General features: G+C 57.3%; 14 protein-coding genes and 1 tRNA gene. 1 reads left to right on the forward strand and 14 read right to left on the reverse strand.

Annotated features, from left to right (window positions below; all coding sequences use genetic code 11):
• Positions 1 to 114 precede the first annotated feature (114 nt).
• The gene (locus LQE90_RS03225; RefSeq protein WP_216529275.1) at positions 115 to 1,443 is read left to right on the forward strand and encodes an IS1595 family transposase; all 1,329 of its coding nucleotides are present in this window, start codon (positions 115 to 117) and stop codon (positions 1,441 to 1,443) included.
• Between the two features lie 232 nt (positions 1,444 to 1,675).
• On the opposite strand, the gene LQE90_RS03230 is transcribed toward LQE90_RS03225, so the two are convergent.
• From LQE90_RS03230 to LQE90_RS03295, 14 genes are all read right to left on the reverse strand, one after another.
• Positions 1,676 to 1,751, reverse strand: a tRNA-Phe gene (locus LQE90_RS03230).
• A 63-nt stretch (positions 1,752 to 1,814) separates the two neighbouring features.
• On the reverse strand, positions 1,815 to 2,417 hold the full coding sequence (locus LQE90_RS03235) for a type II secretion system protein GspM (RefSeq protein WP_216529274.1): 603 nt from the start codon (positions 2,415 to 2,417) through the stop codon (positions 1,815 to 1,817).
• Positions 2,404 to 3,072 carry a hypothetical protein gene (locus tag LQE90_RS03240; RefSeq protein ID WP_231088177.1) on the reverse strand — a complete coding sequence of 223 codons (669 nt, stop codon included), beginning with the start codon at positions 3,070 to 3,072 and terminating at the stop codon, positions 2,404 to 2,406. Before LQE90_RS03240 ends, LQE90_RS03235 begins: the two co-directional genes overlap by 14 nt.
• 5 nt (positions 3,073 to 3,077) lie before the next feature.
• Positions 3,078 to 4,070, reverse strand: coding sequence for a pilus assembly protein PilM (gene pilM / locus LQE90_RS03245; protein WP_216529273.1), 993 nt, complete (start codon positions 4,068 to 4,070; stop codon positions 3,078 to 3,080).
• A 32-nt stretch (positions 4,071 to 4,102) separates the two neighbouring features.
• Entirely contained in the window at positions 4,103 to 4,957 is an 855-nt protein-coding gene (locus tag LQE90_RS03250) for a prepilin peptidase (RefSeq protein ID WP_255713185.1), read from the reverse strand.
• A gap of 54 nt (positions 4,958 to 5,011) precedes the next feature.
• Positions 5,012 to 5,407, reverse strand: a complete 396-nt coding sequence (locus LQE90_RS03255; protein WP_216529271.1) for a prepilin-type N-terminal cleavage/methylation domain-containing protein — start codon at positions 5,405 to 5,407, stop codon at positions 5,012 to 5,014.
• 97 nt (positions 5,408 to 5,504) lie between these two features.
• Positions 5,505 to 6,713 (reverse strand): type II secretion system F family protein, encoded by a 1,209-nt coding sequence (locus tag LQE90_RS03260; protein ID WP_216529270.1) that lies wholly within the window; start codon positions 6,711 to 6,713, stop codon positions 5,505 to 5,507.
• Positions 6,713 to 7,768: a type IV pilus twitching motility protein PilT gene (locus LQE90_RS03265; RefSeq protein ID WP_216529269.1), complete on the reverse strand. Its 1,056-nt coding sequence runs from the start codon at positions 7,766 to 7,768 to the stop codon at positions 6,713 to 6,715. The genes LQE90_RS03260 and LQE90_RS03265 overlap by 1 nt, the downstream gene beginning before the upstream one ends.
• 13 nt (positions 7,769 to 7,781) lie before the next feature.
• A complete protein-coding gene (locus LQE90_RS03270; RefSeq protein ID WP_216529268.1) occupies positions 7,782 to 9,479 on the reverse strand; it encodes a GspE/PulE family protein in 1,698 nt (565 codons plus the stop codon).
• A complete protein-coding gene (locus tag LQE90_RS03275) occupies positions 9,480 to 10,010 on the reverse strand; it encodes a hypothetical protein (RefSeq protein WP_216529267.1) in 531 nt (176 codons plus the stop codon). It lies immediately after the preceding gene.
• Positions 10,007 to 10,339 (reverse strand): type IV pilus modification PilV family protein, encoded by a 333-nt coding sequence (locus LQE90_RS03280; protein WP_216529266.1) that lies wholly within the window; start codon positions 10,337 to 10,339, stop codon positions 10,007 to 10,009. Before LQE90_RS03280 ends, LQE90_RS03275 begins: the two co-directional genes overlap by 4 nt.
• Positions 10,336 to 10,986, reverse strand: a complete 651-nt coding sequence (locus tag LQE90_RS03285) for a TadE/TadG family type IV pilus assembly protein (RefSeq protein WP_216529265.1) — start codon at positions 10,984 to 10,986, stop codon at positions 10,336 to 10,338. The genes LQE90_RS03280 and LQE90_RS03285 overlap by 4 nt, the downstream gene beginning before the upstream one ends.
• A complete protein-coding gene (locus LQE90_RS03290; RefSeq protein ID WP_216529264.1) occupies positions 10,983 to 15,098 on the reverse strand; it encodes a prepilin-type N-terminal cleavage/methylation domain-containing protein in 4,116 nt (1,371 codons plus the stop codon). Before LQE90_RS03290 ends, LQE90_RS03285 begins: the two co-directional genes overlap by 4 nt.
• Before the next feature lie 397 nt (positions 15,099 to 15,495).
• Positions 15,496 to 16,803, reverse strand: a complete 1,308-nt coding sequence (locus tag LQE90_RS03295; RefSeq protein WP_216529263.1) for a coproporphyrinogen III oxidase family protein — start codon at positions 16,801 to 16,803, stop codon at positions 15,496 to 15,498.
• Positions 16,804 to 16,815 lie beyond the last annotated feature (12 nt).

The following is a 16,815-nucleotide window of genomic DNA, read 5'->3' on the forward strand; positions in this document are numbered from 1 at the left end:
ACCTCAATCTATATATTGATGACACGGCTTTTCAATATTTCCGACGGGAATATACTACACCTTGCAGAGAACATGATCCGCACGGACCCGGAGAGAGAAGGACGAGGAGGCCGCATGCAAGGAGGCGCGATCGCGGCATCTTTGGACAGGTCCCTGTCCATTCTCCCCATCATCGAGCGCAAGGCGCTCATCGACCAAGTGCGGGACATCCTCTTCGAGCACGAGATGGACTCGATCCTGGAAGAGTCCCGCAAGCCCGATCAGCTCCCCATTCCCGTATGCCCCAAATGCGGATCCCTGTCTTCCGTAGGCTACGGCTACACCGACGGCAGGCAGCGCCATAAGTGCAAGGACTGCGGGCGGACGTTCTCGGACAAGCCCAAGCGCTCCATGATATTCACCTCCAAGCTGCCCAAGTCCACCTGGATGAAGTACATCAACTGCTTCGTCGATGAGCTTCCCATCGCGAAATGCGCAGAGCGCTGCGGCGTGAGCGCCCCCACGGCCTACTACATGCGCATGCGCATCCAAGATCTCATCGAGCAGACGCAGGAGGCGTGGACGCTCGGAAGCGGAGAGCGCGCCCAGATAGACGAGACGTTCGTCTACGAGAGCTTCAAGGGCAACCGGACCAAATGCGAGGATTTCGAGATGCCCCGCCCCGCCTACGTCCGAGGAAGGAAGAAGGACAAGCGCCGCCTTCGCGCGAACGGCAAGAGCGATGCGGACCATGTGTGCATCCTCACGGGCGTGGACGAGCGCCGCAACACGTTCCTTGAGATCGCGGGACGGTCCATGATGGACTCGAAGAGCTGCCGCGAGGCCCTTTCCGGCAAACTGGAGGAGGGCTGCTGCATCGTCACCGACGAGCTGAACGCCTACGTAGGGGTCCTGAACGCCCTGAAGGTCAAGCATACGGCGCATATCTCCACCGATGTGGACGGCAGCCTGGGCAACGTCAACGCCCTCCATTCCCATTTCAAGAACTTCATAGCGCGAAAGCGCGGGGTCTCCACCCGCCGCTTTCCCTTGTACCTCGTCGAGTTCGCCTGGCGCTGGCAGGCGACCATCAACGACTCGGCCGACCAGACCGTCAAGCGCGTGGTTCAGAAGATCGCCCAGTGCGACTACCGCAGCGTCCAGAGGGACTTCCGGACAAGCCCCTACCCCCTTATGGACTGGTGGGAATCGCCAGCGGGCGAGCGCGAATGCGAGCGAATGAAGATCGCCATCATGGAGCACAACCTCAGTCGAGCCGCCGAAGAGGCGGGGGACGACCCCGACATGCAGGCCGTCGTGCAGGAGCGCCGGGACGCGCTGGAGAAGCGCAAGCAGCGCTCCGGGGCGGCAACGGTAGGCAAGAAGACCGTCACCGGAGGCAGGAGCTGGGAGGGATCCGCGCCCATCCTCACGACCGGCATGCTCAGGAGCAAGCCCGTCTAGGGAAGCACCCCTCATCTCCTCGTAAACGAATCAGCCCGAACTTCAAAAACGAAGTCCGGGCTTTTCTGCGCCTTTTCCCGGCAACGCTCTCCCTGCGTTCAGGCAATCTCTAATCTTTGATGGAATCGTCAAGAAGCTATGGAAAAAAGAAAGTGGATAAGCCGTTGTTGACTTATCCACTTATTCATATTCAATCCAGTCATCAACAGACTTTCTTGAATACAGCATGCAATGGTGGTCGGAGGGGGACTTGAACCCTCGGCACGCGGATTTTCAGTCCGCTGCTCTACCAACTGAGCTACCCGACCATTTCGCTATCCGTAAAGGACGCGGATTGATATTTTACCGATGTAGCCGCCTGCGGTCAAGCCCTACTTCGTGCTTTTCTCAACAAGGCCTCCAAGATTCGTGGAACCGTTCGTCGTTTCAAGGTACGTAACGTTAAACGTCGAGGCCACGCTTTCGACCGACCCGTCCGCCAACAGCTTTCCCGTCATGGAAAAGTTCATGATCTCGCACCGATAAGCGCCGTTCTCCAACGCCCGAACCACATCAAGAGCGGCGCTGTAATTGGAAGTTGTAAACGAAACCGTCACCGGGCGACGCACCAGATGCCCGTCAAGCACGGGCTGCTCGAACTTCAGATCGTACGTAATCGCAGAAGTCATCAACGCGTTGAGCTGGTCAAGCTCGTTTTTCAGGTTGTCGTACACCGCCACCTCGGGAACCGGCTGCTGCTTGCCCAGCTCATCCAACTCGGCCTGCATACGCTGACGAACGCTTGCCAGCATAGTCTGCTGGTCAACTTGCAATCGAATGTCTTCAAGCTGCTGTTCGTTAGCAGCCACGGTGTCGGCTACGCTCTTCACCACAAAAAAGTAATAGCAGGCACCCACCAGCAGAACGACTAGCACCAGCAGCAGGCCCTTTTCGCGACCGGAGAACGAGCGATTCAAGAAACTACGCCGCGCCATTGCTGCCTCCCTTCTTCGCCACGTCGCCCTGCGCTTCCGCCATCGCCTTGCCAGCCGCCTGGTCGAGCGCACCCTTGAAGGCTATCTCGATGGTGGCCGACGCAACCGCGTCGGTTTCTCCTTGCGCGGTGGAAACCGTTACGTGCGCTACGCGATCGTCGCCTTCCAGGTCTTGGACCAGGTGCGACACCTTGGTAAGATCCACTCCCAAACAGGTAACGGTCGCTTTGTTTCCCGACACCTTCAGCGAGGACAGGTACCCTACGCTCAGCACCTTCTGCTCCAGCAAATCAAGCACCGTATCGCGGTCGACCAGGTTCATCTCCTCTTCGGAAAGCCCCGTGACCACGTAGCGAGCGTACTGCTTGTTCAGTTCTGCGTAGTCGGCGTTCTGATCCCTCAGCGCATCAAGCTGGGCTTGCGCTGCTGCAACGTCTCGACCGCTTGCCGCGCTTGCAGCCAGCGGGTCCACAACCGCGAACTTGGCGAACAGGGCAATCAGCACCAAGCCTATTGCGAACAAGGCAACGTAGGTTGCGCGCGACCCACGTTGCTGCTCGACCGCCACAAGGTTGATGAACGTTTTTGTGGGATAGGAATCCTTCTTCGTCGAGGACGAGAACCCTTTGATGGAAACCGGTTTTTTCAGATCCACGTCCCTCACCTCGCATTCCTGGTAGCGCCCACGGCGGCCGGGCACAAGGCGCGCAAGTCGCGATCGCTTGTGGTGAAGGGCATAAGGTCGATAATGGGGCGAAGTTCGATGTTCGTGTGGGCATCGATGGTTTCCATAAGAGGCTCCAGCAGCGTTCCGCCGCCGCAGCAATACGCCACCTCGATAGCTGCCGTAGGATTATTGAAGCTGTAGAAGTTCAAAGCCCTTCCAAGCTCTACGGCGATGGATGCGTATATCGACTGAACTTCCTTAGAATGCTGCGCGTCCTCGAAATCCGCCAGCTTGTACTTCACGGCAACATGCTCGTCAACGCCGCGTTCGCGGGCAAGCGCGCGATCGATATCCATCCCGCCGATCTCAATAGAGCGAGCAACGTCGTACATTCCGTCCAAGAAGAAGTGCAGCTTCGTGGCGCGATACGAAAAGTCGATGACGCAGCAATTCTGAAACGCAATCGGGTTTTTCCTGATCAGATTCTGAAACGCCGCTTGCTCGGGCAACGCGACACGCAACCGCAAGCCGGCGCGACGAAACAACTCCGCAAAGTCGGCGATCGTCTGCCGAGGCGACGCCACGGCCAAAAGATCCATGGTTTCAGGCGTTCCGTCCGGGGCTTCGTTCATGGAAAGCACGGCGTAGTCGTACAGGTACCGGTCTTTGCCTTGTGCTATGTAATCGCGAAACTCGTAGGGAAGGTTGAGCTTCAGCTCTTTCTCGGTCATGGCGGGCAACGTAAGCCGACGCACTAGATTGTCGGCCGCAGGAAGCACCAACGCAACGTCCTTGGAGATACCGCCTGCGCTTTTGGCCAGGCTTTTTATGAAATCGGCCATAGCGTCGCGACTCACGATGCGGCCGTCGACAACAAGACCCTCGGGAAGGGACTCCACTACCACCTTTTTAACAGCATCCCCCTCGCACACCGCAAGTTTGATGCTGCTTTCGCCGATGTCGACGCCTGTGCACGTTTTGCCCATGCGGCGTGATCCTTTCAACCTTCTTTTGAACCCTACAAGAACATTCCCGTATACCACGTAAGAGCCGCCGGTCCCACCAGCAACGTCAGCACCGTTGCAAAGGAGATAGCGGGACCGAACGGGATCGCCTTTGTCCGGAAGCTTTCAGAACCCGAATCCGCCGCACCGTCTGCAACGGCATCGGGCGAAGCGGAAAGCCCCCGGACAAGGGCGAACACCAACCCGGCAATGCAAGCGATCAGCAGGTTCAGCAACGAACCGGCCAATCCCAGAAACAACCCCACCGCAAACAAGAGCTTTACGTCGCCGCCACCCAGGGAAGCGCGCTTCGTTGCGGCATCGAACATGATGGAGAACAGCAGGATGCCGCCGCCTACGCCAAGGCCGCCTGCCAAACCGTCGAGCGCCACCGACGCCCACCCGAAACCCGTCAACGAAACGAACAGGCTACCCACGCCAAAGCTTCCGTTTGCCGGAGGAGCCATGAACCCTACGGAAGCCGCCCAAACGAGCAGCGCCGCGACAACGAACCCATTCGGGATGGTGAACGTGTCCAGGTCAACCAAAGCCGCACCCATGAGAATGGTCGCGAGCGCCATGTACGCCAAGACGGGAATGCCGAAGCCATGCACCACCGCAAGCGCGACGAACACGATTGCCATAACAACCTCGACAAGCGCGTAGCGAGGGCTGACCGGGGCTTTGCAGTGACGGCATCGGCCTCTCAAGGCCAGCCACGATACGATGGGCACCAGATCGAGCGGGCCGAGCGCATGGTCGCACGCCGGACAATGGCTGCGCCCATGCAGGACGCTTTCGCCGTGCACCATGCGCCATGCCAAACAGTTGATGAAGCTGCCCATGCACGCGCCAAGGAGGGCGACCATCCCCAGAAGGATGGCCGCCTCACCTGGCGTGAAGATGTTGATGGGGAGGGACAATTAGGCAGCAGACTTGGCAGGAGTCAGGTTATCGCCCTCAACTACGGCAGTAATGATCCACGTGCCGTCTTTTTCCTTAGTTGCTTTATCAGCAGCGTCGGCTTTTTCAGTGATGGTCACTGGACCCAGATCCCCCGATTCACTCACCTTGGCACTCGCTTCGTACTTTTTCGTGAGGTCATACGTATCCTCATTCAGCATAATCGTAGAAGCAGTCTGAACCTTTACCGTGCGAATATTAGCATTCCCCACCGCCTTGTCCGCCTTCTCCATAGCGCCCGTGAACACCGGCACGGCGATCGCGACCAGCACGAGCACGATCGCAACCACGATCAGGAGCTCGGCCAGCGTAAAGCCGCCCTTCTCCTCGCGAATCTTCTTGATCATTTCCTTCATAGTTGTTCCTTTCTCCTGATCTAGCACTTCCGTCGTGCCAAATTCACGTTATATTCTGCACAATGCAACGAAAGTAAGTCATAGCTTATCTATTTCGTTACATTGCAGCATACATGGTAAACAGCGGCAAGTACAACGCCACCACGATGAAGCCCGCAAATATCGCCATCAGAACCAGCAGGGTCGGTTCCATAAGCGAAAGCGCGCGATCGGTCACGCGTTGCGTTTCGCTATCGTAAAACGACCCCATGGTTTCCAAGGTCTCTTCAAGTTCTCCGGTGTGTTCGCCCACGGTGGTCATCTCGATAAGCGTGCGCGGGAACCAGCGGCAGTCGATCATGCACTCGCCCAGCGTTCGGCCTTCTTCCAGCCCTGCTTCCATGCGCCCCACTTCGCGCGACAGCACGTAGTTGTCCATCACGCGAGACGTCACCGACACCGCACGAGGCATGGAAAGCCCCGACGATATGAGCATGGCCATAGTGTTCGCAAACTGCGAAGCACCCGAGTACTTTCCAACCACGCCAAGAACCGGCAGGTTCAGCCGCATCTTCGCGAACTGCGTTTTTCCGGATTCGGTGGTGCTGTACAGCTTGATGCCCAACACCAACAACGCCACGATCACCAGCACCATCACGATATTCGCCGAAACCCAGTTGGAGGAATCGATCAAAAACTGCGTGATGCCCGGCATGTCGCTTCCCAGCGACGAAACCATGCCGGCTATGGCCGGCACCACCATCACCATCATCACCGCCACTACAACCACAGCGATGATCAGCACGAAGATGGGATACGTGAGCGCGCTGGCCACCTTGGCGGCCACCTTGGATCGCTTATCGTAATACGCGTGCAGGCGCGCGAAGCACTCGGGCAGGTGCCCGCTTTCCTCACCGGCGCGCACGGTTTCGACGAACACGCGCGGCAAGTTCTCGCCCTTGCTCTCAAAGCTTTCGGCAAGCCCGTGCCCCGCCGATACGTCGGCGGCAACCTCGACCAGCACGCGCTTGAGGTACTTGTCGGCGGTCTGGTCGGCCACCAACGACACCGCGCGCCCAATAGGCAAGCCCGCTTTCAAGATGGTCGAGAACTGCGTGCACATGATGGCGAGGTTCTTCGTTTTCGCCTTCGGCTTGGTAATGTCCATGGTCAAAATATTGGCGCCCTTTTTGACCTCTTTGACGCTTTGGACCACGCGGCACAGTTCGCGGGCCTTTTCCATGGCCTCGATCTCGTCGAACGCCTCGACCACGCCGTTGATGCGCTGTCCGTCGTTGGCAACTCCCATGTAGGTGTATGCAGGCATTAGCGCGCGTTCCTTCTCACGTAGTCTTCGTCGTACGCTGCGGCGGCTGCCGTTTCCAAGCTGATGGCGCGCGTGCGCACCAACTGGATCAGCGCATTGTCCATGGACACGCTGCCTGCCGCCGCCGAAGTGGCAAGCGAGCTGGCGATTTGCGGCGTTTTCGCCTCGCGAATAAGGTTGCGGATAGCGGGCGTCACCATCATGAGCTCGCAGGCCAACGCGCGGCCCGTCCCGTCGCGGCGCGGCAACAGTTGCTGTGAAAGAACAGCCACCAGGCAGGTGGAAAGCTGCATGCGAATCTGTCGCTGCAAGCCCTCAGGAAACACGTCCACCATGCGGTCGATGGAATCCGCCGCTGACTTCGTGTGCAACGTGGCCAGCACGAAGTGGCCGGTTTCGGCAGCGGTCAGCGCCGTTTGGATGGTTTCCAAATCGCGCATCTCCCCAATAAGGATGACATCGGGGTCTTCGCGCAGGACAGCACGCAGGGCGTCATGGTAGCTAGCCGTATCCTGACCGATTTCGCGCTGAGAGATAATCGAGCGATCCGGCGTGTAGATGTACTCGATGGGGTCTTCCATGGTGATGATGTTCTGGTCGCTCGTATGATTGATGCTGTCGATGAGCGCAGCCAGCGTGGTCGACTTGCCGCTGCCCGTTTCACCCGTAACCACCACGATGCCGCGCTGGATACGGGGGAAATCGAGCACCGCAGGCGGAAGCCCCAGCGATTCGAGCGCGGGTATGGCGTCGGACAAAAGGCGCAGGGCGGCACTGACGTGGCCTTGCTGCCGGAACAGGTTGATACGAACGCGCACGCCGGCAATGGTGGCGGCTCGGTCAAGCTCTCCCGAGCGCTTGATGCGCTCGAAATCGTCGCCGGCCAGCTGCCGTGCAAGCTGCTCGCAATCGTCGTGCGTCAACGGCGCGTCGTCGGCGAATCCCGCGTTCGTCAATCGACCCGCAACGCGAAACTTGGCCGGAAGGCCGCACACCAGATGCACGTCCGACGCCTGCGCACGATGCGCGGAAGCTATGAGCTCCTCTACGTTCATGATCGGCTCCTTGCTATTCCAACGCCGTAATGGTCTTGCGGGCTTCCTCGGCGGTTGTCACGCCAGAGAGCACCAGTTCACGGCAGGAAGCTTCCATGGTTTTGAACGAGCCCGAACGCTCGATGGCGCCCTGCAGCTCTTCGCGCGTCGCGCCTCCTGTGATCGAGGTGCGCAAGGCGCGGTCGAGCGTCAATATCTCGAACACGCCGGTCCTTCCACGATACCCCGTTCCGAAGCACAGGGGACAGCCCGTCCCGCGGTAGAACTTGACGTGCGCGTCGTACGGCAGCCCGATCGTCTCGAATTCTTCAGGCTGAGGATCGTACTCCTGCCGACAATGCGGACACACCAAGCGAACCAGGCGCTGGGAGATAATGCCGCGAATGCCGCTTGCGATAAGGTACGGCTCGACGCCGATGTCGACCAGGCGATCGATCGTAGACGCAGCGTCGAACGTGTGCACGGTGGACAGAACCAGGTGCCCGGTGATGGCGGCGCGCATGGCTATCTCGGCCGTCTCGCCGTCGCGGATCTCGCCCACCGCCACGATGTCGGGGTCCTGCCGCAAAATAGCGCGCAGGCCGTTCGCGAACGTCATGCCCGTTTTCTCGTTGATCTGGACTTGGTTCACTCCGTCGATGTTGTATTCCACGGGGTCCTCGAGCGTAACCAGGTTCACCGAATCGATGTTGAGATGGCGGATCATGGTGTACATGGTGGAGCTTTTGCCGCTGCCCGTGGGCCCGACGATCAGAACCATGCCGTTGTTCGAGCTGATCAGGCGATTGTATTTTTCCAGGTTCTCCCCGGTAAGGCCGATGCCCTGAGGGTCGAACAGGCTGTCGTTCTTGTCGAGCAGGCGAACAACCACCGTTTCGCCGTGGATAGTGGGCAGCGTGTTGATGCGCAGATCGATATCCTGTTTCTTCAGGCGAATACTCGCGCGGCCATCCTGGGGAACGCGGCGCTCCGAGGTGTTCATGCCGCCCATGATTTTAAGACGCGAGATAACGGATGCCTGAAGCTCCTTCGGCACCGTCAGTATCGTTCGCAGCAAACCGTCGATGCGCATGCGCACGTGCAGGTCGGCTTCGCGCGGCTCAAGGTGAATATCGCTTGCCCGTTCGGTCGCTGCGCGCTCGATGATGCTGTTCACCAAGCGAACCGTGGGCGCGGACTGGGCGTCGGCATCGTCGCCGAGCGACGTAGCGGCAAACCCGCTGGACGAATCGTCCGCCGGGCGCGCATCGCGCTTCATTTCCTCGATCGCGCGGGCGGCGCCTTCGTTGCCGTACAGCGTCATGATGGCGCGCATGATGGCGTCGTGCATGGCAACCATGGGGACAACACGCTTGCGGGTGGCGTGCTTCACCGCTTCGATGGCCATGAAGTTCAGCGGGTCACTCATAGCTAGGTACACTTCGTCAGGCGTAGTGCGAACCGGCACGACGTTGTACTGGCGCGCGACGTTTTTGGACACCACGCGGCTCATCTCGGGGTCAAGATCAACCTGGGACAAATCGATGAACTCGACGCCCAACTGCATCTGCAACGCCTCGATCAGACCCGCTTCCGTAATGATGCCCTCGGCAATAAGTTCGTCGCCCAAACGGCGCTTCGTTGTTTTCTGCTCCGAAAGCGCGTGCTCTATCTGGTCCTCGGTCACGAGGCCCGCATCGAACAGCACGTCTCCCAAACGTTTGTAAGGCATTTACGATCCTATCCTCAGTACGTTCATGGTGGTTTTGGCAAGCGCTTCCTGCGCGACGTTTCCTTCGGCGTACACGCCCAACTCGAAAGACCAGGTCTTGGAGGCGGCATTGTACGAGAGCATTTCAAGCCGCGGCGTAAGGCCGTCTTCGGCAGGAGCAAGAAGAGCCTGCGCGCCCTCGGCGTTCAACCAGATGCCTTGCTGACCGTCGGACTGCAACAAGGCGATTTCATGCCGCGTGGAGCTTGTGAAATACAGAGGGTTCTCGTCAGACTGCACCCCATCGCCCTCCACTTCAAGCGCGTACGTTAGCTCGTCGCTTACCTCCTCGACCGCCTGCATGAGCATCGCGTTGGCTTTCGTCTGCACGGTAATGCGACTGTACGAGCTCATGGCCGCCTGCAATCCGGCGGTTACCGCAACGCACAGCAACCCGATAAACAAGATGCTGATCAGGTGTTCGCCCAGCATGAATCCCCGCGTATCGCGCACGCGGCTGCGGAGCATGGCTCTGTACTTCACGTTTCTCATGCGCGCTTGCCTTCGCAATAGCGCTCATAATCACCCGAACCGTAAAGCGTCACCGCCGGCTCCGGGTCATTCGCCCCTTCCGAATTGGGAATATCGACTTTTACCTTGGTCAGGTCTACATGCGAATTCATGAGATTCGATTCCGCATCGTACGAAGCGTCCAGCGCGCGCTCGCTCTGAATCGCCGTGCTCGCAGACGCCATCACCATAGTGGCCAGCATCGTTGCGCCCAGCACAGCAATCAAGATAGCCACCAGCGCTTCAACCATGGAGTCGCCCCGACGGTCGACAACCTTGCGGCGGAACCTGTCGAACAAGGATTCGGTCATGACTGACCTCCCGAAGCCTTCTTGACAACAGTATTATCCCCGTATGTGAACGCAGCCAAACGACCGGCGGCATCATACGTCGGAGTACACTGAACGGACACCGTCATATTGTAGGGGGAGCTTGCTGAAAGCTCTTCGTCAAGCGACAGCTCAACGGTTACGTTCAGGTCGGCATCCACCGTCACCTTGCCGTACACGGGGTCCATAGCTTTCGATTCGGACGGGGGATACACGACAAGGCGATCGGACGAGGCATCGCCTATTGTATAAGGAATACCTTGCTCCCGGCAGGCAAGGATTGTCGCTGTCCGGTCTTTCGTCCAGAAGCCTTTCCCGACTTCCGAATAAACTTTGCTCACGTCGACAGAAGGCTTTCCGTCCGGTCCGTAACTGATCGAAACCGTCACGCAAGGCGCCGAGCGCGTCTTGTCCTCGCCGCCTAATTGCTGGGCTATAAGATCAGCGGCAGATGCCATCGAGTATTCATCTTGCTGCAAATCCTTGTGGGTCTGCACCGCTTTCGCGTTCACCGAAGCAGCCGTTACCACCACGGACCCAACGATCGCGCAAATCAAGAAGAACACAAGCGCGATAACAATGGAGGCGCCGCGTTCGTCACGCAGGGTATGCTGAAGCGCGCGGTTCATGCCGCTTCCTTTGCCGTAGGATCCTCGGCATCCGCAGCACCCGGAGGCGCATCCTCAGGTGCAGGTTCGGTTGACGCTGATTGATCGGGGTCGGGGGAAGCAATCGACCCGGGCAATTGATGCAAGCCGTCATCCTGCGTTGCAGCATGGCCTTGAGCGCTCTCTTTTTTGTCGGGAGACGCTTCTTTCGCTGACGGTTCGTTGTACTGCCTGTTGGCGATCTTGCGGTTGTTTCCAATAGCGTCTTTTGCTTTTCCAAGCAAATCCCCATTGGCATACACCTCGTCAAACGTTTCGTTTAATTGACCGGGTGGGATATGACCGCCATCGTTAAAGCCGATGATCGCCCCTATAAAAGCAGATGTAGACGATCCGTCAATAGTGGCGATTAGATTCGACATCTGTATGAGAAGAGTTTTTCTGTCTTGCCATTCTTCAAATTTACCCTTCTTAAAATACCCAATGAGGCCGCCTATACGGATTTGAGCTTCGCTTTTCCCGAACGTTTCAAGCTGCACGAATTGAGAGGGGGAATACGAAGGATCGTCGCCATCGAAGACAATTTCCACCTCGTTGGCATATCCGATCAAACCGCCAATATTTACGCATTCGCCGCTTCCGAAATATAGGACACCCAGCCTCGATACTTCAAGAGACAAGAATTCGACCTTGCAGTTTTTTATCGTGGTCTCTCGCGCAACACCAATAAGCCCGCCGATATTTGACGGTGTGCTGCTATCGCCCGTTTGCACGCGAATTGCATGCAAATCATCTTCTGCGAGGTTCGGATCCCCCGAAACCGTACAGTTTTCGAAGATTGACTTCTCGTCTTTGCCCACCAGCACTCCCACCGAAGCGCCGCCTAACACCGAAAGAACCCATCTGTCGGGGCCTTCAAGAACGCTCTGATCGACGTCTTCGAGGTGTATGTTTCTGAACGTCGCCTTCTTCGCCGTCCTAAACAGGCCGACAACGCCGCTACTGTCGATGTCTTCAGACAAGCGATATCCCCTGATGGAGAAGCCATCGCCGTCGTACGATCCCGAGAAAACCGTCCCACTGCGGTATTTAATATTCTTATTGCTCAGGTCGATATCATGAGACTGAAGGAAACCGCAGTCGGTATATTCGTCCTGCGTCTGACCGACATCTAGACATCCTACGAACTGATCCGCATGGCGAACGATCCAGGGGTCATCATCCTCTCCCCATTCGTCAGCTGCGTCGTCATCGAGGCTGATCGCAGCTGCAAAATTCACGTTGTACCAATAGTCGTGCTGATTCTCCCCAAGTCGGAACGGGTAATGCAGCGTGTTTTTTTGAGACTGCCCCCAAACCGTACCGGGCGCTTTGTACGCATCGTACCGAATACCGCCGACGGAGAAGTCTACGTCGACCTTGCTCTCTTTTAGCGATTTCCAATTCCAAGGATCTTGGGCATTGCCGCCTTGCTGATACTCCGGCGCTGCCGCTCCGGCGGGCACCACAACGTAGTAACCCCATGAGGCAATCTCGTTGTTTCCAGGAAGATCACCGTCGCAAGACGAACCGTCCAGCGTTCCGTAATAACCCGTCACTTTATTATCATGGTCGAACTCAAGGTACATCAGCCCAACGGAATCCTTCGGAACTTCCTTGTACTGCGCCTTCAGTTTGACCGCGCCGAACGCAAGCTGCGAATCCCAATCGCCCACCAGAGAATTCGAGGTAGGCATAATAGTGAACGAGGGAGATTGGTAGGTGCTGTCGCCCTCAACCTTCCAGCCTGCAAACGCCAGGCCCTCTTTGTTCGGAAGCAACGAGATAGACGCATGCGTTTTGTCATCCTGGACGGTATAGGGCACGTACTGAACATCGTACCCGTCAAGGCGCTTGCCGCTACCGTCGCAATACTCAACGGCTCGGTAGAAAAGGTAGTCCCTTTCGGTGGACAACTCGTAATCGGCGGACGAGGTTTTGCTGAGCGCGTAATCGCTGCTCGCGCCCGAACGCGACGACCTCACGTATGCCGACGGATTGCTCGACAAATAACCGTCGGACTTCTCGTACAGCCACAATTGCGCGCTCGGAAGCTTCGTGCACGTAGTCACGTCGTCCAGCCCTTTGCCCCAAGCAACGGCAGGCGCCGCCGTGTAATACACGCGCACGTCCCCCTGACGAGGGAATGCTCCGTTCGAAAGATTCAAGCTGCCGCCCTTGGTGGTCACATTGTACAAAGCAACGGTAGAAGAGGCGCCGAACTCGTTTTCAAACGGCTGGCGAATCGGTGCACCCAAGTTCACGCCGCGCGACCCCGTCGTAGTCTTTCCGTTCGACAAGTACTCGGCAAAGCGCGGGGCTAGACTGGAAAAGTACGCTTGAACCTCATCCGCGCGCGGCGTGGTGCGAACGTATATCTCATACCCATCGAAGTCCTGCTCGACCAAATCGTAGAGTTTGACGGTGTCTATAGTAAGCGATGTGGCATAGTTGGCCGACTCCGCAGCAGGCAAGGACGCGTCCTTGCCCGACCACTGCACGCATTCACGCAGATCGCGTCCGAGATTCGTATTCTCCCACGTCCAAGCGCCTTGGTCCAAATAGCCGGCTCGTTCGCCGTTGACCCATATTTCGTATATCTGATACTGACGCTGTTTCCCACTTGCCTCGAACGGTTTTCCGCCGGACCACAGCAACTCGTTGTTTCCAGGATTGACCATTCCGCTTACGTCGATAGAACTTCCCGCCTGAGACGTGTACGAGCCTGCGGAAACGAACACGTTAGCTTGCTGTTCTCGAGCATCCGCAAGTTTCACCCAGGCTCCCGAATACGACTGCCGCGTTGATTCGATATTCTCGGCAGCAAGCACCGAAGATGTTTTTATTCCCGCCGCACTAAGCTCGAACGTCACCTCGGTCGATATCATGGAAATACCCGTAACCGGCGGCTCGCCTGCAGTTGTGACCAGCTTCACCGAAGGATCGGCATAGACGCCCGATATATGAGCGGCGCGCGATTTGCCGCCATTGTTTTTAGCCTCAAGAGCAGGATTGGTTACCAAAACCGAAAGCTTCGCCACCTTTTCAGGCCACTTGAAATAAGCAGATGCCGTAGCAGGAACGGATGTTTTCTCCAAGCAGGAAACTCGCGCATCCGCGCGAATATCACCCGCTGAGCTCGACAAAGCACCAATCGTAGCAGCAAGGTCTCCTTGACCGCCGGCCTCTTGCAAGACGCGCTTCAAGTCGTTCAGATCGATTGCGTACACGTCAGCCTGAGCAGCATCGCCCTTCAATCCCAGGGAATACACCTTGGTTTCTTTCACCGTGTTGGAATTGGTCTTGGTCTCCGATCCCGCTTGCACGGTGTACGAGGTTTCCGTCCCGTCAAGCCCTGAAAGTGAAAGAACGCTCGCGCCTAGAGACACGGTCACTTCGATAGAGGTTTTCCATTCGGGGTTCCTTGACAGATTTTTATCCTGCACGCACAACTCGCCGTTTTCGTTCAACCACACCACGGGGTTTTGCAGAGCAATTTCAGGAGTTGCCCCGTGCGGAGTGGAGTCGGCATATCCAATCATGTAATCGGCAGCCATGCGCGCGGCTCGATCGCGCGGTCCCCCCGTTTCGTAATACTCTTGCGCGGCATTCGTGCTATCGGGAGCAAAGCTGAAGAACCCGCTTTTTCCATCCGCGTAAAACACGCTGACCACTGTTGCCGTGGTCACATTGAACTCTATGATGAAATCGCCCCGGCGAACGCTATCATCCACAGCAAGAGGAGGGACGATACTGCTCTTTCGGGCTTGGTCAGCCGTGATATAGAACGTATTTTGGGCATCGGTCGGCCTTCCGTTGATCGTGTCGGGAAGATTCACGGCCTTGGTCTGGGCTAATCCCTCGGACTCGACGAGCGACCACCACGCGCCCGATACCTTTTTAGCCGTCATCTGGGATTGCGCAGCGTTTGCTATCGACTCGGCGGCGTTGTTCAGCTCGACCATGCGCATGTTGTTCTGAGCGCTTACGATAGAAGGGAACGCCAGTGCTGCAAGCACCAAAAGAATCGCTACCGACAGCAACAGCTCGGCAAGCGTAAACCCTTTCGTATGTGCCTGATGCGCTTTTACCAAAGAAGCATCCCTATCTCATTCGTTCAAGTTCTTAACTAATTGTGCTGGTATGATACCACCACCAAGCATAAATGAGACTACATTACTACGACAATTATAAAGACGGTCAACGCTCGATCGGAATCGGCGGAAACGAGCCACCCGGCTCCTCGAAGCGCCGACAAAGTTTTGGGAAACAGACTGGTCCGACCTGCGATAATAGCGGTCTTACAGCAAGAAGCCCCTCCGGGAAACCACGTGACTGCGGCCTCGCTTTTTCTCACGCGAAAACAAATCGCCCGAGCAGCGGGGCTTCGCTTTGCAAAACCTCGACGCTCGGGCGACACTGCATTGCAAGATGCTCGAGAGGTGCTGCGTTGCAGCATCGCTTTCAAGAACCTCGCGAAGGGTGCGGCAGTTAGCCGAAAATCAACTGGCGCTCCTCGCCAACCAAGGACGCACGCGCCTGATCGCGCAGATTGTTCACGCCGATGAAGAACTGGCGCATCATCACAACCATGAGATAGCGGCCCTTCGGCGTAAGCGTGAACTCGTCAGGCGTATCGCGGTCGAATGCTCCTGCCGCCTTCATGAACCCAACCTCTACGGGAAGGCCGCGCTCCACCGTGCATCCGAAATCGCGCTCGAACTGGCGCTTGTCCAGCCTCAATCCGAACAGCTGCATCATGAAGCGGTACCGCATGCGATCATGCTTCGAGAATTCCGTCTTTCCCATAAGCGACATACGATCGGAAGCGATTGCGGCATTGTAGTCGTTCACGCTGAACGTGTTCACGTACAGGTTCTTTCCCAAATACGTGATACCGCCACTGCCGATAGCCGGGTACTCCTCGTAGTCCACAACGTATTCGTCGATCATCGCACCATCGCCCGCAGCACCCGTACCGCGCTTATTGAACGTCCAAGCGCTTCCGTGCTCGAACAGCGGATCGGAACCACCGGCAAGCAGTTCGCTGATAATCTCGTAGAAGCGCCGCTCGCGCTGGTAATCAACCTTGCCAACCGTCCTGGCCAGAGAGCGCGCGACGCTCGGAGAAGCCATCAGCGGATAGAACGTAGTTTGGCTGGTCCCGCTTTCCACCACGCGTTCGATATCCTTGATCAACACGTCTTCGGTCTGCGCCGGGAAATTAAAAATCATGTCCACGTTCAACGACGTGAAGTACGGGCTTGCATCCTGCACGCGCGCCAAGATCTCGGCGGCGCTTCCGTACTTGTCGTAGCGATCCATCTGCTTGAGCAGGTCGTCATCGAAGCTCTGAACGCCAACGCTCAAACGCTGAACGCGACCTTGCAGCTTATCCAAGTAAGAAGGGATCAGATGATTCGGGTTCGTCTCGCTGGAGACCTCGTTGATAGAGAACGTCTCGCGAGCAAGGTCGATGGTGTCGCACAGCTCGTCGATCATGATGGTCGGCGTACCGCCGCCCACGTACAGGCTGTCGAAATCGTAGCCCAAATCTTTGAGCATCATCATCTCTTTGCGCATGCTTTGGAAGTACGGTACCGCACGATCCTCGGAAAAGGGGAAACGATTGAACGAACAGTACGGGCACAAGCGCTCGCAGAAAGGCACGTGCATGTAAAGCATGTATTTCTGACCAGGCACCGGAGCCGGAACACGGCGCTCGTCAGTGGGCTTGAGTTTCAAGTACTGGTTCGTGCATTGGCGGACTGCCGCCGTAAGCATGCGTTCAGATAGCATAGACTCCTCTGT

This window comes from Paraeggerthella hominis (assembly GCF_021044775.1).
Classification (GTDB): Bacteria; Actinomycetota; Coriobacteriia; order Coriobacteriales; family Eggerthellaceae; genus Paraeggerthella; species Paraeggerthella hominis.